17 protein-coding genes are annotated in these 22525 nt (G+C 54.9%); 8 read left to right on the forward strand and 9 right to left on the reverse strand.

The genetic code is table 11. The features are described 5' to 3' along the window. Positions 1–580 precede the first annotated feature (580 nt). Complete coding sequence (locus DQG19_RS07400; RefSeq protein ID WP_116125604.1) at positions 581–2665, forward strand: hypothetical protein; 2085 nt, start codon at positions 581–583, stop codon at positions 2663–2665. A gap of 933 nt (positions 2666–3598) precedes the next feature. Here the strand turns inward: DQG19_RS07400 and DQG19_RS07405 are convergent. Beyond that, the gene (locus DQG19_RS07405) at positions 3599–4039 is read right to left on the reverse strand and encodes an acyltransferase (protein WP_116125605.1); all 441 of its coding nucleotides are present in this window, start codon (positions 4037–4039) and stop codon (positions 3599–3601) included. Between the two features lie 609 nt (positions 4040–4648). Then, the gene (locus DQG19_RS07410; protein ID WP_116125606.1) at positions 4649–5056 is read right to left on the reverse strand and encodes an Rrf2 family transcriptional regulator; all 408 of its coding nucleotides are present in this window, start codon (positions 5054–5056) and stop codon (positions 4649–4651) included. 258 nt (positions 5057–5314) lie between these two features. Between DQG19_RS07410 and DQG19_RS07415 the strand changes: the two genes are divergently transcribed. Further along, entirely contained in the window at positions 5315–5737 is a 423-nt protein-coding gene (locus tag DQG19_RS07415; protein WP_116125607.1) for a DUF983 domain-containing protein, read from the forward strand. A 180-nt stretch (positions 5738–5917) separates the two neighbouring features. Here DQG19_RS07415 and DQG19_RS07420 read toward each other — a convergent pair whose 3' ends face one another. Both DQG19_RS07420 and DQG19_RS07430 read right to left on the reverse strand, forming a co-directional pair. Beyond that, positions 5918–6832 carry a helix-turn-helix domain-containing protein gene (locus DQG19_RS07420; RefSeq protein ID WP_116125608.1) on the reverse strand — a complete coding sequence of 305 codons (915 nt, stop codon included), beginning with the start codon at positions 6830–6832 and terminating at the stop codon, positions 5918–5920. A 240-nt stretch (positions 6833–7072) separates the two neighbouring features. Then, positions 7073–7519, reverse strand: a complete 447-nt coding sequence (locus DQG19_RS07430; protein ID WP_116125610.1) for a VOC family protein — start codon at positions 7517–7519, stop codon at positions 7073–7075. A 747-nt stretch (positions 7520–8266) separates the two neighbouring features. Between DQG19_RS07430 and DQG19_RS07435 the strand changes: the two genes are divergently transcribed. After that, positions 8267–8674 carry a tautomerase family protein gene (locus DQG19_RS07435; protein ID WP_116125611.1) on the forward strand — a complete coding sequence of 136 codons (408 nt, stop codon included), beginning with the start codon at positions 8267–8269 and terminating at the stop codon, positions 8672–8674. 221 nt (positions 8675–8895) lie between these two features. On the opposite strand, the gene DQG19_RS07440 is transcribed toward DQG19_RS07435, so the two are convergent. The 4 genes from DQG19_RS07440 to DQG19_RS07455 form a co-directional block, all read right to left on the reverse strand. Then, positions 8896–9321 carry an rRNA adenine methyltransferase gene (locus tag DQG19_RS07440; protein WP_116125612.1) on the reverse strand — a complete coding sequence of 142 codons (426 nt, stop codon included), beginning with the start codon at positions 9319–9321 and terminating at the stop codon, positions 8896–8898. Between the two features lie 144 nt (positions 9322–9465). Beyond that, the gene (locus DQG19_RS21615) at positions 9466–9927 is read right to left on the reverse strand and encodes a hypothetical protein (RefSeq protein ID WP_116125613.1); all 462 of its coding nucleotides are present in this window, start codon (positions 9925–9927) and stop codon (positions 9466–9468) included. Between the two features lie 242 nt (positions 9928–10169). Continuing rightward, positions 10170–11153, reverse strand: coding sequence for a RimK family alpha-L-glutamate ligase (locus DQG19_RS07450; RefSeq protein WP_116125614.1), 984 nt, complete (start codon positions 11151–11153; stop codon positions 10170–10172). 847 nt (positions 11154–12000) lie between these two features. Next, positions 12001–12555, reverse strand: coding sequence for a thioredoxin family protein (locus DQG19_RS07455; protein ID WP_116125615.1), 555 nt, complete (start codon positions 12553–12555; stop codon positions 12001–12003). A gap of 501 nt (positions 12556–13056) precedes the next feature. On the opposite strand from DQG19_RS07455, the gene DQG19_RS07460 reads away from it, so the two are divergent. Further along, positions 13057–13788, forward strand: a complete 732-nt coding sequence (locus tag DQG19_RS07460) for a hypothetical protein (protein ID WP_116125616.1) — start codon at positions 13057–13059, stop codon at positions 13786–13788. A 44-nt stretch (positions 13789–13832) separates the two neighbouring features. Then, positions 13833–17489: a T9SS type A sorting domain-containing protein gene (locus tag DQG19_RS07465; protein ID WP_157974379.1), complete on the forward strand. Its 3657-nt coding sequence runs from the start codon at positions 13833–13835 to the stop codon at positions 17487–17489. A 715-nt stretch (positions 17490–18204) separates the two neighbouring features. On the opposite strand, the gene DQG19_RS07470 is transcribed toward DQG19_RS07465, so the two are convergent. Continuing rightward, complete coding sequence (locus DQG19_RS07470; RefSeq protein ID WP_157974380.1) at positions 18205–18648, reverse strand: hypothetical protein; 444 nt, start codon at positions 18646–18648, stop codon at positions 18205–18207. A gap of 392 nt (positions 18649–19040) precedes the next feature. Here DQG19_RS07470 and DQG19_RS07475 point away from each other — a divergent pair, with 392 nt between their 5' ends. The 3 genes from DQG19_RS07475 to DQG19_RS07485 are packed head-to-tail and all read left to right on the forward strand — an operon-like array spanning position 19041 to position 22508. Then, positions 19041–19781 carry a restriction endonuclease subunit S gene (locus tag DQG19_RS07475; protein ID WP_116125619.1) on the forward strand — a complete coding sequence of 247 codons (741 nt, stop codon included), beginning with the start codon at positions 19041–19043 and terminating at the stop codon, positions 19779–19781. Positions 19782–19793: 12 nt separating this feature from the next. Further along, positions 19794–21287 (forward strand): type I restriction-modification system subunit M, encoded by a 1494-nt coding sequence (locus tag DQG19_RS07480; protein WP_116125620.1) that lies wholly within the window; start codon positions 19794–19796, stop codon positions 21285–21287. Between the two features lie 54 nt (positions 21288–21341). Continuing rightward, the gene (locus DQG19_RS07485; RefSeq protein WP_116125621.1) at positions 21342–22508 is read left to right on the forward strand and encodes a Shedu immune nuclease family protein; all 1167 of its coding nucleotides are present in this window, start codon (positions 21342–21344) and stop codon (positions 22506–22508) included. Positions 22509–22525: the final 17 nt, after the last annotated feature.

Consider the following 22525-nt stretch of genomic DNA (forward strand, 5'->3'; position numbering starts at 1 on the left):
TGCGTGACCCTCAGCAGTACTATGACCGCTAGCTAATTAGACGATATACCCTTTGGAAGCCCACATAGGCTACAATAGAGATGCAGGCGATCACAATTAGTCCCAGGGTGAATTCAGGAAACGCTGCCCACAGATAAAATTCACCCGCCCACTGGCCTTTAAGGAGTGCAGAAGCGAAGCAGGCGGCGATAATATTTATTTTTACTATTACGGCTATAGTCTGGGAGGTTGTTTTCGTCATACTTGCGGATTTGCGATATCCAGCTAACTACTTTGCTATTGAATGGTAATGGCTTTGTGCTGGCTTATACTTTGAATATAGGTCATTATCCGGATGTATTTCACTGTAGTTGTTACCTACCAAGTGCTCTATTGCTCTCTTTGATCCGGACCATATATCCGGGCGGCGGAGCGCAGGTGCCGGGTAAACCCGGTGGGCAGGAGCGCTTTGGTACGCCCCCCTGCACCTGCGTCCCCGCCAATTAAAGGTCCATATTCCCGCAAATGACTTAATTTGCTACGCTATCGATTGCGTCATTCCTATCATTTCCCGGCCTCCTCCGGCCCTTAGTTTCCGATCATGTACCAGACCACCTTCCTCGTCCGCCGGTTGCCGGCCCTGTTGCTTTGTTTGCTCATTCTGCCGTCGCTCGCTGCCCAAAAGGTGGCCGACGAAACGGCCATGGTAACGACCGACTTCAACAACCCCGGCTACGGCAATCCCTACCTGCCGCTGTGGGAGCACCTCCCCGACGGTGAGCCGCGGGTGTTTGAGGATCCGGACAATCCGGGGAAGTACCGCATCTACATCATCGGCTCCCACGACGTGCGGGTGAACGGATACTGCGGTCCGGACATCCGGGCGTGGTCGGCACCGGTGGAGGACCTGTCCCACTGGCGCGACGAGGGCTCCATCTTCACCTACTTGGTGGAGGGCGACTGGGACGTGATGTTCGCCCCCGACCTGGTGGCGGTGGAGGAAGCCGACGGCAAGAAGGCGTACTACCTCTACCCCCACAGCCGCGGGCGCGGACGGGAGGCGATGGTGGCGAAGGGCGACCGTCCGGACGGCCCCTTTACGATCCTCAACCTGAACGAGGACGGCACCCGGGCCGTGGCGGGCAGCACGATGGGCTTCGACCCGGCGGTCTACATCGACTACGATGCGGACGGCGAAAGCACCGCGGCGGGCTACCGGGCCTTCGGCTACTGGGGCTTCCAGCGATCGCAGGCGGGGGAGCTGGACCCGGAGACCATGTACTCGCTGAAGCCCGGGACGGAGGTCATCGACCGCTTCATCCCCTCGAGCCGTCGCTACGGGGAGGTACGGGACCCGGACGCGGATTACCCCCACGTCTACCCCGGCGAGGACCTGGGGGCCTTCAACTTCTTCGAGGCGGCCTCCATCCGGAAGATCGGCAATAAATACGTGTGGGTGTACAGCGGCTACTCGGGACCGGACTACGGCCTGAGCAGCACCAACTCCGCCCTGCGCTACGCCTACGGCGACTCGCCGCTCGGCCCCTGGAAAAGCGGCGGCGTGCTCGTCGACTCGCGGGCGGTGGTACCCGACGCGGACGGCAGCAGTCTGCGGACGACCTATGCCGGCCACAACACCCACGGCAGCATCGAGAAGATCAACGACCAGTGGTACGCCTTCTACCACCGCGCGCCACGGGGCTTCGGCAACGCCCGGCAACCTATGGTCGCTCCCGTGACCGTGAGCTGGGACGAGGTTCCCGTCTCCGAAGGTGGCAAGGTCATCATCCGCGCCTACGATCCCTACGCGGCCGACAGTACCTGGACGGCCGCCGACAGTCAGGGCAATACCTACACCGGTGCCGAGGTGACCTCGGAGGGCTTCCAGATCTACGGCCTGGACCCCTACCGCTACTACTCGGCGGGCTACGCCTGCTACCTTTCCGACCTCGGCATCCAGCAAGATTCCTGGGACATTTGGGACAACAGCATGCCGATCACGGGCGTGACGGACAGCACGGTCATCGGCTATAAGTACTTTGGTTTCGGTGGGCTCGATGAGGCGAAGAAGGGCCTCACCCCCTTCGCCGGAACCGCCCCCGGCAACGAAACCTACCTGGATCTTTTCCTTACCCCCACCACTGACGCGGCCTTCGAGGTACAGGTCTGGCTGGACGGCCCCACCACCGGTGCCCCCTGGAATGGCCAGCAGATCGGCACGATCAGCGTCCCCGCCGGAGTCGATTCAGAAGCGGCCCGCTTCTCGGTCGACGTATCCGATGCCGTGGATACCCTCGACGGCAAGCACGCCCTCTTCCTGATCGCTGACGGTGGCGGTAGCGATACTACTAAGTTGTTTGACCTGCTAGGGCTGGGCTTTAGTTCCGCCGAAAAACAGATTGAGCGTCCGGTTCCGCCGACGATCAGCATCACCGTGAACGGGCAGGCGATCGACCTGCCGCCCTACCCCGTCCGCTCTACGGATGAGAATGGGTTGGTGAATCTGGACCTTTATGAGGCTACTTATACCCCTGAATCCGGTAAGGCCACCTTGGACGCGTCCTCGGGCGACCCTGCGGTGCAGGTGGAGGTCACGCAGCCGGATGGGACTACTGGTGTGGGGATGGTGCGCTTTGATTATGGGGGCGTGGTGAAGCGGTATCGGGTGGTGCCGGTGGTGGAGTAGGTTTTCCCAGGACTCAGCGCGGTGGGTTCATCCTTTAGCACCCGCATGATAGGTTTCTCACAGATCGCCTACGGCGACACAGATCTCGCTGCGCTCCCACGCAGATTAGCTTCGCTGCTGCCTTCGGCGGTTCTCCCGCAGGATATTTGGATTCCTCTAATTATTGGCGGGCCGGTGGCCCACCCGCGCACCACTGCCCGCCTCTGTGGCACCTCTGTGAAACCCTCCGTGTAGCGAAGCCTCTGTGGTTAACCCTTTACTGCCCGCTTGACAGGTTTCTCACAGATCGCCTGCGGCGACACAGATCTCGCTGCACTCCCGCACAGATTAGCACAGATTTTCCAGCAGGACATTTAGATTCCTCTGATTATCGGCAGGCCGCCGGCCCACCCCCGCATCGCACCGCCCAGCTCTGTGGTACCTCTGTGAAGCTCTCCGTGTAGCGAAGCCTTTGTGGTCAACCCATTACCGCCCCCGTGACAGGTTTCTCACAGATCGCCTGCGGCGACACAGATCTCGCTGCACTCCCGCACAGATTAGCACAGATTTCCCGCAGGACATTTAGATTCCTCTGATTATCGGCAGGCCGCCGGCCCACCCCCGCATCGCACCGCCCAGCTCTGTGGTACCTCTGTGAAGCTCTCCGTGTAGCGAAGCCTTTGTGGTCAACCCATTACCGCCCCCGTGACAGGTTTCTCACAGATCGCCTGCGGCGACACAGATCTCGCTGCGCTCCCGCACAGATTAGCACAGATTTCCCAGCAGGACATCTGGATTCCTCTGATTATCGGCGGGCCGCTGGCCCACCCGCGCATCGCACCGCCCGCCTCTGTGGCACCTCTGTGAAGCGAAGCCTCTGTGATTAACCCTAAGTCGCGCAACGACGACATTGACCATAGAACTGCGCTCTGCTGATCGCGGGGCAGGTTTTATCTACCCTAGCAGCCAGCGGGTCATATAAAGGGTGATCAGGAAGCAAATGCCGATCACGCTGAGGTTGGCGAGTGCACGGATGAGCCAGCGCTGGTTGGCGTGATTTTGTCTGAATAGCTTGCTGGCCAGGGTCGCGAGTCCCATTAGCAGGAACCAGCCCGTGAAGAAGAAGGAGGTGAAGCCGCGGAAGAGGACCGTGACCGCGTCGTGGATCAGCCCGCAGCACACGAAGGTCAGTACCAGGGCTACGGCCACCGGCAGGAATCGCTTGAGCGGCTTGAAGACAAAGCGGCCGAGGGAGTAGCCGAAGATGGGGTTCCAGTAGGTCCAGAAGTGCGCGAAACTGGGGGCGCCCAGGGAGCGGTGGAGGTTGTTTCGAAGCGATCCCGCTTGCCCCATGGCTACGCCGTTCTTTCGTTGGATGTAGTCTCGGAGGGTCATCGTACTCGGGGAAGTTTTGGGGGTAAGGTAGCTGGTAGTGGGGTCACCATCAGAAAACGACATTTTGCGCGGACGCCTTGCACGCTGGTTCGCATTCGCATAGATCAGCTTGCCTACCTGTCGCCGTTGACGCCTCCCCGATATAGGTAAGGCAGAGAGGCGCGTGTGGAAAGGATAGTCCAGGAAGCACTACTCCCTCCTGAACACACAAGGCACCGAGCTGTAAATCAAGGGCGTACCCCGTTTTCCACACCCCCTAACAGGCTGTGGAAAACCTGCGGGTGGCGGACTATGCAGGTGGCGCGCCGGTCCCTGTCCGAAGGCTGTTTCCCTCAGGGGGCACCCATCACTGACCTTGCAGCTTCCCTCCGCCGTATTCCATGGTCGGTCTGATCCTGCAGGATTTCTTCCTCCTGATCGTAGTAGTTGATCGACGGCAGTTCCCGCATCGGGATGTCGTGCAATTTATCTGTAATACTACCAGGTTAGCTCTCCCACTCCCGCGGGCATGCAGATCGGATGACAGCAGGAATGCAATCCGTTACGGAATGGACGCGCTACCGACGTCGACTCACAGAGATAGGTTTGGCACCCGGGTCGGGCAAGAGATCAGTCGAACTTCCGGCCGAAAACCTCGAGGGTAAGTTGTCCGAGTTCGGCCAGCAGGACCTCGTCCGCCCGGTGGTAGAGGTCACCGAGGTGGTCATTGATTTGTTTGCCGACGGGACAGTCCGGATTCGGATCGTTAGTCCGACCGAGCACCGGACGTTCACTGACGATCCGATATACGTCCGACAAGTAGATCTGCACCGCGGGCTTCCCCAGGGCGTAGCCTCCTCCCCTACCCTCCTTGCTGCTTACCAGACCATGGTCACCCAGATTCTTGAGTTCCTTACGTACCACCGCCGGGTTGACGTTCACGCTGCCAGCCATGTAGTCGGACGACAGCAACTCCCCCTCCTTCACGTGCAGTAGGGTCAGCAGATGTAGCGCTGTGGCGAAGCGTCCATTGGGCATGCTGGATGAGAATTCTTGGTTGGAGAGGACATGAGGGAACGGGGCGGTGGACCGGGGCAGCTAAACTCGGCGTAATACGCAAACCGGATCAACTAATTACTGTAACAAAGGTTATTACAGAATAGTTCCCGGACGTCCGTGCCCCTTGGCCCGGGCCGATGGCGGTGGACAGTTACTGCCCTCCGACGAAAGTCTTTCAACGCCCATTACTGGACCCTGCCGCCCCCGCGGCGGGATACGTCCACAAAATCCTAAAGCATGGCTTCCACCATCGCCAACATCTTTGCCCTGCGGTGTCCTACCTGCCACCACGGGGAGCTATTTCCCACCGGCTCGCTCTCCTTTGATCGTCCGTTCGAGCAATACAAGCACTGTCCGGCCTGTGGCCAGAATTACTTCCCCGAACCGGGCTTCTACTACGGGTCGATGTTCATCTCCTACATCGGCTCGGGATTTGCCTGTCTGGGGATCGTGATGTTCCTGCGGTGGGTACTGGGTTGGTCGATGGTCGCCTCGTTTGCCACCCTCCTCGCGATTGTTGCGATCTGCTTTGTCTGGTGGTTCCGGTTCGCCCGTTCGATCTGGATTCATATGGTTTGCCGGTACAAGCCCGAAGTGGCTGCTGCCGTCGAAGCGGGTACGCTGCAGGTAGCTCCTCCCGGGACGTCCAATCGGAGCTAGCGGCTGCGGCTTGAGCGGGAGGCTACCCAGCCCACACTGTTTACGTTGGTAGTTTGGGCCCAACCAATTTATGCGCGGCAGAAGCATCACTTTCCGGGCTGGTGGTTTGTTGCGAGTATCTGCCGGCTATAGCTAATATTCAGCCGGCGCTATACCTGCACGGTGCCAGTGGTAGCGTTGTCAGTTAAAGGACTTTCTAAAGTCCAGAGGAGTAGTGTTGGTCACTTTCTTGAATAACTTACTGAAGGACTGCGGATGCTCGAAACCCAAATCGTAAGCAATCTCACTGATGGATTGATTGGAGATCGATAGCTTCCGCTTGGCCTCGCTGATCAACTTATCGTGAATGTGTTGCTGTGTGCTTTTACCCGTTAGCGATTTCAGCACGGTACTCAGGTAATTCGGGGAGATATTCAGCGATTCGGAGATGACTTGCACGGAAGGAAGACCTTTGTTGACCGTCCCTTCGCCCTTAAAGTAGTTGTTCAGCGTATTCTCCAGCGCCTCCAAGATTCTATGGTTGACAATTTTACGGGTGACGAATTGCCGCTGGTAAAACCGTTCGGCGTAGTTCAGCAAGGTCTCAATCTGGGAGACGATGATGCTTTGGCTGAATCTGTCAATATTATTATGGCATTCCTGTCGAATGTTTTCAATGAGGCCGTTGATCACCCTTTCCTCTTTATCCGAGAGGAATAGCGCTTCGTTTACGGCGTAGTTGAAAAATTCGTACCGCTGTATCGCCTTGGATAAGGCAGTCTTCCAGAAGAAATCCGGATGGACGAGCAGCAACCAGCCCTGCTGCTTGATAAGCTCGTCCCTGGAATGCTCGATTCTGAAGACCTGATTGGGCGCGATGAAGTACATCAGGCCTTCATCGAAGTCGTATTCGCTCTGCCCGTAACCGAACTTGCCGTTGAAGTCCCGTTTCAGGGATATAGAGTAGTAGTCCAGCACCATATTGATCGGTTCGCTGTAGTGCTTGATATCCTGAACGTCGACCACACTGATCAAAGGATGTTCCGGTGGCGGCAGACTTCTGGAGCGGTGGAATTCGCTGATCTTCCTGTAATGATTGATAGTTTGCTTTGCCATTATTCGCCGGTTTAACTTATGAGCCAGTTGCGAAATTTCCCCTGTAGCACACCTAACAGAAGTACCATTAGAGGAACCAAAATAATCGTTGAGATCAGCGTCCTAAGCAGCTGATCGAGCCCCGAGAGATAAGGACCTAGCAGGAAGGAGATGATATTCAGCAAAGGATAAATACAGGTCCAGCTCAACACCATCATCTTCCACTTCTTTGGAGTCTTTTCCTGCATAACTTTCTTGGTTTTACGGCCGGAGTGCTTCCGCGAATTCAATCGTATTACCGAAGGGATCGCTGATGAACGCTACCCGCTTTCCGATGACGGGCACCTCAAAGCTTCTGTCGATTTTGATGTTCCGAAGCTTCAAGGCAGCCATGGTTTCCTCCAGGTTGGCCACGCTGAAACAGACGTGATCGTAGCCCTCGTTCACTTTTGAAGATGATACCTCACTGCCTGTGACCCCCAGCACTTCCAGGAGGAAGTCATTATCACCGGGGGGCGCAATCAATGCTAATTGCATTTCTCCGGCGGTAAATGCTTTGACCATCCTGAAGTCCAGCTTATCCTGGTACCAGGCGATAAGGCCTTCAAAATGGGTTGTCCGTATGGCCACGTGCCACCCCTTGACATCTTGGAACACGCTGCTTTCATCGCGTTCGGGATAGTCTAGGGTTGAAATTAAATTGTTCATGGTTTAGGTTTTTGGGGTTTGTGGCAAGCTTTGGCAGAGTCCGTCGTGTAATATTTCAGTCTTGCCCTTCTTAGATCACGCCCGTTCTTATCGCAGTCTTTGCCAGGGGTGTTCTTGGGCTGATTGAGGCGCTGGTCGCTGCCACATCGACGCTGCCATAAAATCACAGGAGCAAAATTAGGATCGCCAGCAAAGGCGGGGGTAGCCGTATCTACGCATGACGTATCCGATTCTATTTAGCGGCCGCCCTTTGCAGTTAATTCCACTCCTCTCCCAGCCCGATAAAGAGGTTACGGGCAGTAGCTGGGTCAGTCCTACCAAAAGGCTTGCAGACGTTCTTCTATCGCCTTTTTCTCTCAGGGCCGTGATTTCACCTTTTCAGCATCGGTGTCCAAGAGCCAGTTAGATCACGGGAACGCTACTTCACCCACAAAGCCTAGATGTGAGTAGGTAGGTCACCTATCGTACCTCACCAACCTTGCCTGGCACAGCCACGGGTTGACCAGTGAAACTTCCAGGGAGTCAGCTGCATATCCAACCCGAACCTGACCCTGCCCGGCCAGCGCAACGGATTGTCACTCACGTTTACGGCTGGCCGGCAATCGGCAAGGCTTCAACTAGATATTACGTTTCCTCAACTATTTAATGAAGGGTAAAGAACATCCTTACTGATTCGATAATTATTCGGGGCACAGGCTTTTCCAGCAACCCGAAATCTCTACTCTACCAACTAAAACCGAGCCGATCATGCCCCTTATCAGAATTGACCTCAACGAAGGCAGAACCGATGAAGAACTCAAAGCCATCATGGACACCGTCCAGGACTGTTCCGTGGAAACCTTAGGCGTACCCGAGCGGGACCGCTACCAAATCGTCACCGAGCACAAACCGGGACGAATGATTCTCCTCGATACGGGGTTGGGCTTCGAGCGCAGCGACAAAGCCATCGTGATCCAGGTATTCACGAGTCCCCGGGCGACCATCAACAAGACGAAATTCTACGAAATGCTGTCCCAAAAACTGGAGGCAAACTGTGGTCTGGCCCGAAAGGATCTGCTGGTGTCGGTAATGACCAATACCGATGTGGACTGGAGCTTTGGCTTTGGTGAGACGCAGTACCTTTCTGGGCAACTGCCTAAGGATGAGGAATCTTGATAAATAATCAATATGCATTTTGATGCTCTTGGAAACCTGCGGTTTCCAAGAGCATCAGTCTTTATAGCCATCACAGGACTGATCAAGTTACCCCTTAGACTTTCAGGAGAAAGAAAGGTCCATTCTCGTTTCTATAGCGCCTAAAACTCTCCTTTTACTGAACTATGGTATAGGGGAGAGTCCAACCTCTACGGGTGGTATCCGCTATGGACGATCCGAAATTACCTCTCTACCCGTTTAAGCCCACTCACTACTCCGTTCCGGACCAAGGTACCGTATTCGTCATCCGGCAGCGAATCGAAATGCTCCATTGCCCGGGTGTAATTCAGACGGGCCCGTTCCCGATCGCCCAGGTCTTCGTAACCTTTGCCCACGTTCAGGTACAGCGAGGGCAGTACGCTGCGCGTAGCATCCCCTTTTATCCTTAGGGCATGGTTCAGGGCCGTGGTGTCCCAGTGGAGTTTATCTTCGATCGTCGCCTGATTCCGGGCCACGTAATGGGCGGCCGTGAATTTTTCGAGATCGGTCCGGGCCATAGCCCATGCTTCCCGCAACAGCGCCGCTGCCTGTTGCTTCTCCCCCACTCCTTCCAGCTCCATGCCCTGGGCGCAGCGCTTTACGACTTCGTTTTCCGGGTCAAATTGCATGAGTTTCCTGGTTCTACGTATCGGTCACTAATTAGGCCAGCCACCCTACCGAGTCACGTAAGTGCTTTCCTTAACTGTACAATCTCAAAGAGTCACCCAGCATAAGCGTATATCCCCAATTCCGCCCGGTTATGCCTGGTGGCGTTAGGGACAATATTTGCCTAAGATTTTATCGATCCGTGCTTTGTTATACTGCTGCAACAAGACCGGATAACCGTTCAGTAGTACGTTCAGCACTATTCCCAGGAGGAGGAATACCCCGTTTGTGTACTTGACATACACAAGTGTCAATATAAGTTGCGCACTTACTAACCCGATCAAATGGCCTAGTTCCGCGTCCGTCATCTTTTTCCTTAGTTCCCGTACTTCCCGACAGTTTCCCCCATTAACTGCTAGCGACGTATTGATTTTTCCATACACCGTCTTGGTAACAATTTCCTTGAACAGATGCACCCCCAAGTAGGTATTCAGTTCATCACTCTTGATCAGTCGCAAGTTGGAAAGTGAAGCGGCGGAAAGGTTCGTTATATGTAGATAGCGGGTGACTATAGCTCCTATCGCCCAGGAACTGAAGATGATCGAGGCTAGGTGGATTAGAGAATTCATTTTTTGTTACTGACTACGGCCGTCACGGTACTTTTGACCAATCGCCCAGGTCTCCCATGTTGGCTTGACCAAAACTACTTCCGATAGAGAATGCCGTGGCATACTTTATGCAATACTCCCTCTGGATCCGCGAGGGCGGCCGTAACTGTATTTTTTTGCCCACGGCTCCCGGCCTTCTACAAGGGCTTGACCTAAACCTGCTCCCGCTATAAAATATCTTGACACATTTTCTTCAATACTCCCTAGACAACCCCACACCCCGCTTTTTGAGTAACCCTATGTTCTTCTATTGACTGAATGAGGAATTGAGAGAAAGAATTAGTAAGATCATATCCAGTCAGTGCTTCTCCAAAAAGAAATTGACCCTGAGTATTGATTTCAAGCCATACCAGGTCGCCATCACTATTGTATTTTAAATCCATGATACCCATTCTTAAGTCTAATTTGCACAATATTTGATAAAGCTTTCGCTCCCATTCATCTTCTAATCTATATTCCTTGAATGGAACCGACAAATCCCTACGCCAATCCAACCTATTCGCTTCTATAAGTATCGGGTGAATGTTTCTACCAAAGCAATTTACTCTTAAGTGGGTATTGCCATCAATGACCTCTTGATACATAGCCGGACAAAGTAAAATTGCTTCTTCTGCCGCCCTTAGATCAGTCGACGATAGCTTTAGTGTAACAAGTGGGCGTAGGCTTGTCCCAAGTAGCTTTTTAACTATGACCTCCCCGCCCAACTTATCACAAAATTCAATTACAGCATTGAAATCCTGAGAGATAAGGGTTTTCGGTACGCGAAATCCCACATCCTTAGCAACGTTGAGGTGATAAAGTTTATTACCGCCGTACAAATCAGTATGCGGCTTATTGACCCATACGCCTTTAAACTTGTCTAATATTATACCTAGTAGAGATGACTTCCACTCATTTGTAACTATCTCCTTGCTTATATCGTCGTTCACCCGATCAGTTTCCAACTGAGGTTGATTAACCCTTCTCCACCATATCAAATCTAACTCTTCGACATTAAACCATTCACCTTCGTATGACCTTAATAAGGCCTTATTGTCGCAATCATTCCTCCAAATAATACCTCCGTGAGTCACCGTAGCATTAGTAGCAACAAAATGACACTTCACTCCGTGGACCTTCCGGAGATTATCCATAATGGCATAAGCATGGATATCCAGCTCTAACGAAAAAATCGCTATCGTAAACATGGCATAAGCGAATGCAGTGCAGTACCCGACTGTTTGAGTATACAGCTAGAAATAACACCGTGTGAAAACTTGAATCTTAATCGATGAGATCCTAATTACAAAGAAGTCCAGACAGTATAACTGCCTGGACTTCTGATTAACATTAGTCCTGATCGCAGTCGTTCGAAGGAGATCCGGATTCGCAGCAGGTTCCAGAATTCGCAAGAATGTCATTTGCGATCTCTTTGCCTACAATGCCTTTCATTCCTACTCTTTCAATGAGCATTGACTCCCACTTTCTTAGGTCCTCCGGGTCTTCCAGAACGGTAAACATTTGTGGTTGAAAGTGAAATACTACTGGAGTAGTGTACTTAGAATGAAATTTGCTCGACGCAACAGCCTCCGCATTGAATTGCATTTCGCGTTCTCTCTTTTTTGAATACTCGCTCATAGCTGAATGGGTTGAAGTGAACGCTCTGGTGCTTGCACACCTGACGGCCACCTAGGTGATGAATTAAATTTTCCTACGAACAGAATCATATTATACTTAAAGCGCGTAAATGATTATCTATTCGTAAACTGTCTTACCTAATTTACAGCATAGCGGATTTAAAGTCAAGTAAAAGAATGCGAAAGTTAAAATTTCACTATATATAGGTATGCTTCCGCTTTAAATGTAATATTGAACAAAAAAACATATAACAAGTTAAAAGCGCGTATACCTGCAATGTACAGTTGGATTTGCCTAAATTGAGATAACCATCCCACACAGCCGCCGCCGTTCACCCTAGCACCTTTCGGTTTAGGGTCACAGCGGTCAGAAATGCCAACCTGGCCGGTACGCGTTTTGGGGGTGGGCTCACCCCCCCTACCTCCACTTAATCCCACACCCAGCACTAGGGTACTGCTTCTCCGGACTGGGCTCCCCCTTCAGCATGGCGTCGATGGCGTGGCGCAGGTCTTCGCCGGTGACGGGCTTACCGGAGCGCGGACGGCTCTCGTCCAGGCGGCCGCGGTAGTACAGCTTGCCCTGCCCGTCGAAGAGGTAGAGGTCGGGGGTGCAGGCGGCGTCGTAGGCCTTGGCGGCGGACTGCTCCTCGTCGTAGAGGTAGGGGAAGGTGAAGAAGTTGTTGAGGGCGAAAGCCTCCATGTTGTCGGGACTGTCGACGGGGTACTTCTCTACGTCGTTGCTGCTGATGGCCACGGCACCGACGCCCCTGGGCTCGTAGTCGTTGGCTACGTCCACCAGCTCCTCGATGGTGTGGAGCACGTAAGGACAGTGGTTGCAGATGAAGTACACCAAGGTTCCCTTCTCCCCCTTGACGTCGTCGTAGGTGAGCTTGGCACCGGACATGGTGTCGACGAGCTTGAAGTCGGGGGCCGGGGTGCCGATAACGACCATGGTGGATTCTGTGAGGGCCATGCGGGTTGCGGGTTGCGGGTTGCGGGTTGCGGGTTGCGGGTTGCGGGTTGCACATTATAAGGCACTTTGCGCTGCCGGGGTTGACTTAATCCCCTCCTTTCGACTACCACGGGGGAGCGGGTACATTCTTTCCACCAGCATTGTGCCCGATGCAGGTGCTCCCCCACCCGCGGTCGAACGGGCTTTCCCGTATCCGGCTCAGCTGTTTACCGTAGCTGCTTGATGATTTGAGCAATTTCCCTGCGCGAGCCGAAGCACTTCCTTCACCCGACAATCGGGTCCCCGCAGCTGACCAGGAGGTAGGCGTGCTGTCCCCGCCGGCAGATCCGGAGGAGAAAGTGCGTGCGCGAGAGAATTACGCGATGGGCAGAAACGTTAATGGAGGGCTATCCTACTGGCTCCTGGTCCGCTGAGATTTCGGGAACGCATACAGGGGCAGGGGGCTTGACGCCCCGGGATGGTGGACTTAACTAAGTTGGAATATTCCTCTTCTCGACTCTCATGAAAACACCTGTACCCACCCAACTGGCCCGGGCTACGTTTGCGCTGCTCTGTCTGCTCGCCATTCACGCCACCAGCTTTGCCCAGACGCCCGGTCTGATTTACCGACCCGCCAGCAGCGGCGGCAACCTGGTCCTCGACCCGAATGGCGACGGCTACGTGTCCGCCCCGCGGGTACCGGCGGGTTTTGCTACCACCCGCGACGAAGGTGCCGGCTTCAGTGAGATTCCGTACCGCCAATTCCCCGCCCTGGAAACCGAAGTGCTCGGCGACCTCAATACCGGTCGGTCGGGCGGACATACGGACCTGGCCTTCCCGGTCAGCTACGATGGTTCCACCGGTTCACCGATTGCCGCCTACTTCAACGGTACCCATCTCCTGTTCCGCGTAAGGCTGGGGGGTGCCTCCACGGCCTCCAAAGGCTACAGCGTGGTCATCGATACGGACGGGGCGTTTGCTTCTACCAGCACGGCACAGCCCGACGGGACGACCAACCCCGGCTTCGAATTTGAAGTGACGTTCGCCTCCAATTTCGACGTGAGTATCTACGATCACCGGAATTCCCCCACCACCAAGATCTTTACCGGCTCGGTCGATCAGTTCTCGCAGCGATCCATTGCCGCCTCCACGGACGGCGGGGATGCCGACTACTTCTACGACTTTTACGTGCCCCTGTCCGGCTTCGGCGGGGCGATCACCGCCGCTACCCCCCCCTGCGTTTATCCGGCCTGACCGTCACCAGTGGGCAGTCCGGATTGGATGGCACGGTTTCCGATGTGGGGGGCGTAAATTTTGCCGCTTACGGCTTTGATCCCTGGAAGGCCTGGACCACGGTGATCAACACCTTTCCGCCCACCAGCCTGAACCAGCTTCAGGCCGGAAACTTCGCGCCGATCCAGGCTACCGCACCGGTCATCAGCGGCCCGGTGTACGCCGGCAGTACCACGGTCTCCGGCACCTCGGTGGAGGCGGCCGGATCTGCGGTCACGGTGTTCAGAAACGGGATACAGATCGGTACGGCTACCGTACAGGCCAACGGAACCTGGTCGCTGACGGGCATCGCCGCCAGCCTGCTTAAAGCCGCCGATAAACTTACCGCCACCGTTGCGGCTACCAGCAAGTCAGCCTCCGGCCTGTCGAACGAGGTCACGGTTACCGCGCCTGCCGTCTGTAGAGCGACGCCTACCGCTACCCTGACCGGCAGTACTACTACCTCGGGCAACCGGTATATGACGGGTACGACCGGCTACATCGGCAAGCAAAAAATCACCATCTATACGGGTACCGTCGTAAGTGGTGTGCACACGTATACTTTCGAAGGGTCATACATTTTCACGTCCACTACCGGGGCAACTGGGTTGCCGACTACTCCGGGAGGGATGACCAATGTAACGGGAACCGTTACCCTGAATAAGGCCACCAACTACGTAGTAACGGTAACTCCACTGGATGCTGCTAACAATCCCAGCGGTTGCGAATCCGTACGGTCGAATCAACTCTGCTACAGCAATGGAAACTCCGCGCCCATCAATTCGAATACCCCAACGATCACCAGAGCTACCGGAACCAGCGGCCTGGTATATACCACGCTTTCCGATTTGCCGGCTCAATTGGCATCCGTTTCCGGTACGATTCCGTCGGCCGGTACGGGGGTGAGCGTTATTTTATTCGTAAACGGTAATCAGACCACTTATAGATCGAGCACCTTTACTCAGACCGGCACGGCTCCCGTCGTAAACAACTGGACAATAGACATTTCCGGCTTGACGCTGTCACCCAACGACAACCTAAACGTAAGGGCGGAGGCTGCATCGTGTAACACGGGTGGATTGTTCCTGTCTGCCCCGTCAAACATCGCCACCGTTAAGGAAACCACCGCCACACCGGTCATCAACGAAGGTCCTTACTGCGGCAACATCAAAACGCTGTCCGGAACGGCCGAGCCAGGAAGCGTGGTAACGATCTTTACCAACAATGTGACCACCAACCTTTCCGCTACCGCTTCCTCCGCGGGGGTATGGACGGTAGACGTGTCTTCGCTGAACGGCGGTACCGGTATCGCTCCCGGAACCCCGGTGACTGCCCGGGCTAAATCCGTCAATAAAGCGACCAGCCTGACGTCCACGTCGGTAAGTGCGACCGCTGCAGCTCCGGTTCCCGGCGGAGCGACCTTTACCATCGATCCGGTCACGGAGCCGGAAAACAACGATCAGCTGGTCACCCTAACCGGTACGGCCCCGGCCAGTGACGGCACTACGACGTACCGGGTGACCGTAGACATAAACGGAACGGTGTTCCCGCCTGTCACCACCACGGCATCCGGTACCTGGGAGCTGAGTGGCATCAGCCCGCTGGAGGTCTATGCGGGTGCCGTGGTAACGGCCACCTTCAGTACCGGTAGCGGCTGTCCGAGCGCCCCCATCACTTCCGTGGTGCAGTGCCGGACGCCCTCCGGAGCGTTCACCACTACCCTGAGCAGCGCTTCCGTTTGCTACAACAGCAGCGTGACCATCACCCTTTCCGGCTCCGAACGCGGGGTATCCTACCGCATTACGGACAACGGCGTTCCTACGGGGGCTTCCGTGATCGGAACGGGCGCATCGATTACCCTGACCAGCGGTTTGTTGACGGCTTCGACCACTACCCTGTCCGTCCGGGCCACCAACGTAGGCAGCAGCGGGTGTGTTACGCCGGGCATTGGCGGCAACAAGAGCGTCACGGTGTCCGCGGCGCCTAACCAACCTACGTCCCTGGTGGCCAGTACCGCCTCCGGCTGCTCCCAGGTGACCACCAACCTGACCCTCAACGGCCCCACGGTCGGTTACACCTACCAGCTGATCAATAAGAATACCAAGGTGTTGATCGGAACCGAGGTGACCGCCAACAGTACCGCAGCGCTCACCCTGGCTACCGGACTGAAAGTGACCGCTACCACTACCTACGGGGTGCTGATCAAAACGAGCGGTGGCAGCTGCTCGTCCGAGAGTACGGTTTCCGCTACCGTTACGGTCACCGAAGGCCCGTCGTTGAATCGGGCGGTCACCATTGACAAACCGGCTCCCTGCTCCGGCGAGACGGTGACGATCAGCGTGGCCACCCAGGCCAACGGCGGCTACACCTACACCATCCGCAACGAAAACGGCGTGGCTATCGGATCGAGCTTTACGGGAACGGGAGGAATAGTATCCAGGACCACCCCTTACGGCATAACCGCTGCGACGGCCCCCAACGACCGCACCTTCTACGTGGAAGTAAGCGGTGGGTGCTTTGCCAGCCCGACCCGGCTCGAAAATACGGTGTCCGCCGCCGCCGCTACGGCTGCACCGGCCGCCAATGCCGGAGCCGCGCAATCGGTTTGCGGGCCGGTCAGGCTCGATGCCAACTACGCGTCTCCGGGCGTGGGCACCTGGTCCGTCGTGGGCGGCACCCCGGGCGGCGCTTCCTTTTCGGACACCAACGACCCCAAAGCCACGCTGACCGGTCTGCCATCGGGAACCTACACGCTTACCTGGACCATCACCAATTCCTGCGGCGGCGCCAATACGACCTCATCGAGCGATGTGCAGATCACGGTCAACTGCGCCGCGGAGTACCTCGTGGCGGCTCCCAAGTACGCGAATCAGTACCAGGGCGGCGACGTCCTGGCTTCCGCATCGGACGTGGATGGCGGCATCCAATCGGCAAGCCTGCTGTCCGGCACCCTGCCTGCGTGGGCCGAAATCCTTCCGGGCGGCAACGTTGCGGTCAGGTCGGGCATGACGCCCGTACCGGGTACGTACAGCTTTACGATGCGGACAACGGATAACTTCAGTATCACTACGGATTCGCCCCTGTCCTTCACCGTCTACGGCGAAACGCCGGCAGCCCTGGTAGTGCTCCCGGTAGAACTGCTGTACTTCACGGCAGTACCGGAACGGACCAGCGTAACCCTGCGGTGGCGGACGGCTTCCGAAGCCAACAACGACCGCTTCATCGTGGAGCGCAGCGCCGACGGCCACCCATTCACGGCCATTGGCACCGTGAGGGGGCAGGGCAACAGCCAGGTAGCCGTTGACTACAGCTTCGTTGATGCGTCGCCCATCACGGGCACCACCTACTACCGCCTGCGCCAGATCGACCTTGACGGGACGGAATCGTTCAGCCAGGTCGTTGCCGTCGCCGCAGCGGGTGCCGCAACTACCCTGCAACTACAAACCTACCCTAACCCGTTCACCACGACGATCGCCGTGGCGGTAACGGCGCCGGGCGCCAAGAGCGCCCGCTTGCAGCTCGTGGACCTGCAGGGCCGGGTTGTGCTGGCTAGATCGGTAGTGCTGAATAAAGGCCTTAACCAGGTGGAGGTGGACGTGCAGCAGCTGGCTAGTGGGATGTATATGCTGCAATTGACCGGTGAGGGTGTCTCTGCGAAGGCCAAGGTTATTAAGTCGAATTGATTGATACAACCTATTCCATGAGCGGCACGCTATGGTTTTGTCGGAATAGGTAGCGTGCTGATGCGGTGGAGGCGGGGCGCGGGTGCCGGGGAAAACACGCACAGCAAATCTTGCCCCCGGTGGCAGCAGGGGAAGACAAAACGGTGCAACTTGTCCCCTGTCGCCAATCAAGGGGACATTTTTTGAATTTTTGGTACACGTTTTTGCGTCGTGGGATTAGCTCGTTCGTATCTCATGCAACCGACAAGTCCTATTTGCGCTGGCAGATCAGCCAAGGAATGGACCACCTCGCCACCGACTGGCTTAAGCGGCCTGAGCGCTAACGGGAAGCAACCGTCAGTCGGCCCATCGCGACGATGAACCTTCAGCATAGCCAGTTTAATGCGGGCATCGTGAGCGCAGCCAGCTATAATCCACACACATTGGATAGAACGTGTTGAAAATTCACCGATTCTTCAACACGAAAGCATGCCTATCGGCCGGCTGGAGTAGCGCAGGTTACCCATCCACTATCTGAAGCGGCTACCGGAACAACTGGCCGTGCGGGCAATGGTCCCGGTGTTTTGCGGCGATACGAGAACAGGGACAACATCCCGTGTGAGCGTAAGACGAATTTTGGTAGAGAATGGATGGCAAACTAATCAGGGGGCGGCGGGGCGCAGGTACGGTGAAGTTATTACCAGTAATGCTCACCATTACGGGCACACTTCAAGGTCTACACCATTCCTACCAGCATCATATCAACAATTCTCTGAGAGATTGCAGGTGGATAAACAGTAACCTGATTATAGGTGTCTATATCAAATCCGAGCGTCTCTGCTTTTCTTTCTACTTCGTTGCGCAGAACTCCTGTGTTACTGAAGGTTCGCTCCGCTATTTCTCCTCGCTTGAGACTTTTTCCGGCAAGGGGGCTACCTAAGTGGCGAAAGATCATAAGCACCTCCCTGCCCCGAAGCTTTTTGCGCCGAGCCCAATCTGGAAATTTCTCCGCGGGGGTGAACAGGTCAATCCACTTGCTTAGCGTAGGCCGCCTGACACCGTACCATCGTGCAATTTGCTCTTTGGTCGATGCGAAGAGGATATCTATGCACTGGCCAAGTTTATTCGGACAGCAACACACGGCGAGGACAAGAAGGGCGAAGACAAGGAGTAAGAACATGGCATTGATTTTGAAATGGTGTGTCGCCACCAGGAGGCAGCGACACACCAAAGATTCACTTTTTAGGTTGAGGAGGTTTGTTGTCCCGGCCACCGCCGGATTTTTTTCCATCGTTTTTACTGGGCCAGTTTGGTGGGTTGCTGACCTTGGGTTGCTTGGGCTTAGCCATAACAAAGGGGGTTGGTTAAACAATGTCCGCAAGGTAGAGGCGACCGAAAATTGGCAAAAAATGCGTTTGCGATAGCACACGCCTTTTGCTCACAAAAGCTAAACATGGCGGCCTAACACTAGGCTTATAGGCCTGAAAATCAGGCAATAAAAAAATTTTGCGATTTTTTTATTCCGCGCCTCGTCAGGTGAATAGACTCACAAAGTAATGCTGTAAGGCCAGCGTGAAAATAGCGTTCACGCTTAACGAATTGAGGCTTGGTTGCTTCTCCTCTTTTCTTCAGTGGAGCAATTTCACAAGTAGAATTCCCAAAATTAGAAACGTCCTACTTAAAAATAAATTTGCTGAAGTCCCGGCTCAACTCTATGTTTGCTTTAGAAAGGAACTACTAGCTGAAAAATTGGAACACTTATTAGGCGACATCGCGGAGAAAATTAAGTACGGACCGCACTTCCCCACGTTGGAGAAAGGCGACGTCCACTACCTGAAAGGACAGCACTTCACCAACGACTACCTGCTGGGCTTGGTGGAGGATAGCTTTGTCGACAAAAGTGACGCTAAGGTCAAGAGGTCATTACTCCGTACGGGAGACGTCATTCTGGCAGCAAAGGGAACCCGCCACTTTGTGTGGGCCTATCGGCCCGATGCCGGTCCGTGCGTGGCCTCCAGTCTTTTCTACGTGATTCGGGTAGATGAGCAGCTCGTAGTGCCTAATTACTTTGCCCTATATATGAATCTTCCACCCCGCGTTCGCGCCATGCATGGCATCAGCAGAGGCGCTTCGGTACCAGTCATTCCAAAAGAGGAACTCATGAACCTTTCCATACAGCTACCGCCGTTGGCGGAGCAACATCAACTCGTCCGAATCTACGAACTGCAGCAACAGCGCCGGAACCTCCTGCGCCAACTCATCAATCTCCAGCAAAGCGTCGACGATGCCGTGCTCCAAGAACTCACCCAGTAACTCCAAGCCCCTATGAAACTGACCCAAGCCACCATCAACCAGCAGGTCTGGAAGGCGTGCGACACCTTCCGCGGCACCATTGATGCCACCCAGTATAAGGACTACATCCTCACGATGCTGTTCGTCAAGTACCTCAGCGACGTACTGAAGGACAAGGAAGCCGCCTACCATGAAAAGTACAACGGCGACGCCGCCCGCATCGCCCGGGCCATGAGCCTGGAGCGCTTCAAGATACCGGCTACGGCCACCTTTGACAACCTCAATGCGCGGCGCACCGAGTCGAACTTGGGAGAGCTGATCAATATTGCCCTGGAAGAAATCGAGGAGGCGAACCGCGACAAGCTCTCCGGAGTATTTCGCAACATCGACTTCGCCAGCGAGGCGAATCTAGGCCAAACCAAGGAGCGTAACCGCCGCTTGAAGAACCTGCTGAGTGACTTCGCCGGACTAGATCTGCGGCCCAGCAATCTCGCGGGCAACGACGTGATCGGCGATGCCTACGAATACCTGATCGCCAACTTCGCGAGCGACGCCGGCAAGAAGGCGGGGGAGTTCTATACGCCGAGTGAGGTATCTACTTTACTGGCCAAACTGGTGGAACCAGCAGAGGGTAACCGTATCTGCGACCCCACCTGCGGTTCCGGATCCCTACTCCTCAAGACGGCCCGGGAAGTGGGCAGCCGTAACGTGAGTCTCTACGGACAGGAAGCCAACGGCAGCACCTGGGCACTGGCCCGCATGAACATGTTCCTGCACGAGATGGACAATGCTACCATTGAATGGGGCGACACCATCAACAACCCCAAGCTCCTGGAGAGCGATGCGTTGATGCGCTTCGACGTAGTGGTGGCCAATCCACCCTTCAGCCTGGACAAGTGGGGGGCGGAGGAAGCCCCCAGTGACCGCCACAACCGCTTCCACCGGGGCATCCCCCCCAAGAGTAAGGGCGACTACGCCTTCATCACCCACATGATCGAAACCCTCAACGCCCACGGCCGGGCCGGGGTCGTGGTGCCCCACGGGGTACTCTTCCGCGGGGGATCGGAGGGTAAACTGCGCAAACAGCTGATCGAGGAGAACCTCCTGAGCGCCGTGATCGGGCTACCCGCCAACCTCTTCTACGGTACCGGCATCCCGGCCGCCATCCTGATCTTTGACAAGGCAAAGGGGGATGACACCAGCGTCATCTTTATCGACGCCAGTGCGGAGTTCGACAGCGGTAAGAATCAGAATAAGCTTGGAGCGGCGCACATCCAGGTGATCTATGACACTTACCGAGAGCGCATCACGCAGGATAAGTACAGCTACCTGGCCACCCGCGCGGAGATCAAGGAGAACGACTACAACCTTAACATCCCCCGCTACGTCGACACCTTCGAGGAAGAAGAGCGCATCGATATTGCGGGGACGCAGGTGCAGATTGACAAACTGAAAGCTGAGCTGGCAGACGTAGAAGCGGAAATGGCTGGCTACCTAGCAAAGCTTGGCTATGCGCAATATTCGTAGCTCTAACTTTAATCAAAAATAGAATACAAGCGAGCTTGCTCAAAATGCATCAATATGTATGGTAACCATCCCAAACCCTCAAAAGAGGAGATCATAGGGAACTCTTTCCCTGATCGCCTTTACACTGCTCAGCACGAAAAAGTCAAGTTTTATCGAGTTGTATTCAAGGACGGCGACACAACCACTTATCAAGCAAGTGCAAGAACGCAAGTTCAATTAACTCGCAAGGTTTCCGATGGAGAGTTTGAGGCTATTGAAATTGTTAAGCTGGTTGATGGAGAAATCCGGCAGCGGATTAAGTTGCCAAAGTTTACTTTGGAAAGGATTTGCGGTTTTTTAGAATTAATGCGCGGTGAGGGAATTGACACTCACCGCCATCGACGATCCATTCTTACGCAGGATGAAGCAGCGCTCGGCAAGGCCACAAGAGAGTCAGTAATTGAGACACTATCCGGCGAGGACGGAACATCAATTGTTGCGGAGTTGCTTGACAGAGGAGCACTACTCGAAAAAGACTTGATAAACACTGGGTACCGAAGACAACAGTTGGGTTGGTTTTCCCAAATGCTTTATGAGGGCCGCCTTGAAGAATATAAGGCGCTGGAAATGAATCGTCCTAAAACAAAAGATGAAATTGCTTGGCAACATTTCTTTTCAAATAACGAGTGGATCTTTGGTTACGGCTTAACATATCGTTTCAACACAATTCTTCAAAAGGAATTTGCTGCATCCGGAACGACTGCAGCCGGTAAAGATCAGGTAAATGCTGACTTTCTGACCGGAGACACCCGATTTACGTCGTTCGTAGAGCTAAAAAGACCGGATACACCTCTTTTTGGAACTGGTCTTAATCGGGCGCGCACATGGGCACTTTCCAAAGAACTTCAGGATGCAAAGAGTCAAATTTTGGAGCAAAAGGCATCGGGAATGATAAAAGCCGAGACTGAAAAAGAGCTTCTCGATTCAGAAGGAAATCTGATTCTTCAGAGAACCTTTGATCCCCGTATAATACTTGTTATCGGCTGCTGGGATCAAATTGAAGGTGACAACCTTTCCGTGAGGACTGCAAAGCAGAAAACCTTCGAACTCTATCGCCGTGATTCCCGAAACGTGGAGTTCATAACATTTGATGAGCTCTACGAGAGAGCATGCCATATTGTAGGGGATCCTACAACTGGAGCTAAAGTCTCACCGCCCCAAGTCCGACGAGCAAGTAAATGATTCGTAGTAGCGGTACC

This window comes from Lewinella sp. IMCC34183, assembly GCF_003390915.1.
Lineage (GTDB): Bacteria > Bacteroidota > Bacteroidia > Chitinophagales > Saprospiraceae > Neolewinella.

Excerpts from the sequence above, each read along its gene's own strand:
- DQG19_RS07400 (WP_116125604.1), top strand. The coding sequence starts at position 581 with ATGTACCAGACCACCTTCCTCGTCCGCCGGTTGCCGGCCCTGTTGCTT.
- DQG19_RS07405 (WP_116125605.1), bottom strand. The coding sequence starts at position 4,039 with ATGACCCTCCGAGACTACATCCAACGAAAGAACGGCGTAGCCATGGGG.
- DQG19_RS07410 (WP_116125606.1), bottom strand. The coding sequence starts at position 5,056 with ATGCCCAATGGACGCTTCGCCACAGCGCTACATCTGCTGACCCTACTG.
- DQG19_RS07415 (WP_116125607.1), top strand. The coding sequence starts at position 5,315 with ATGGCTTCCACCATCGCCAACATCTTTGCCCTGCGGTGTCCTACCTGC.
- DQG19_RS07420 (WP_116125608.1), bottom strand. The coding sequence starts at position 6,832 with ATGGCAAAGCAAACTATCAATCATTACAGGAAGATCAGCGAATTCCAC.
- DQG19_RS07430 (WP_116125610.1), bottom strand. The coding sequence starts at position 7,519 with ATGAACAATTTAATTTCAACCCTAGACTATCCCGAACGCGATGAAAGC.
- DQG19_RS07435 (WP_116125611.1), top strand. The coding sequence starts at position 8,267 with ATGCCCCTTATCAGAATTGACCTCAACGAAGGCAGAACCGATGAAGAA.
- DQG19_RS07440 (WP_116125612.1), bottom strand. The coding sequence starts at position 9,321 with ATGCAATTTGACCCGGAAAACGAAGTCGTAAAGCGCTGCGCCCAGGGC.
- DQG19_RS21615 (WP_116125613.1), bottom strand. The coding sequence starts at position 9,927 with ATGAATTCTCTAATCCACCTAGCCTCGATCATCTTCAGTTCCTGGGCG.
- DQG19_RS07450 (WP_116125614.1), bottom strand. The coding sequence starts at position 11,153 with ATGTTTACGATAGCGATTTTTTCGTTAGAGCTGGATATCCATGCTTAT.
- DQG19_RS07455 (WP_116125615.1), bottom strand. The coding sequence starts at position 12,555 with ATGGCCCTCACAGAATCCACCATGGTCGTTATCGGCACCCCGGCCCCC.
- DQG19_RS07460 (WP_116125616.1), top strand. The coding sequence starts at position 13,057 with ATGAAAACACCTGTACCCACCCAACTGGCCCGGGCTACGTTTGCGCTG.
- DQG19_RS07470 (WP_157974380.1), bottom strand. The coding sequence starts at position 18,648 with ATGTTCTTACTCCTTGTCTTCGCCCTTCTTGTCCTCGCCGTGTGTTGC.
- DQG19_RS07480 (WP_116125620.1), top strand. The coding sequence starts at position 19,794 with ATGAAACTGACCCAAGCCACCATCAACCAGCAGGTCTGGAAGGCGTGC.
- DQG19_RS07485 (WP_116125621.1), top strand. The coding sequence starts at position 21,342 with ATGTATGGTAACCATCCCAAACCCTCAAAAGAGGAGATCATAGGGAAC.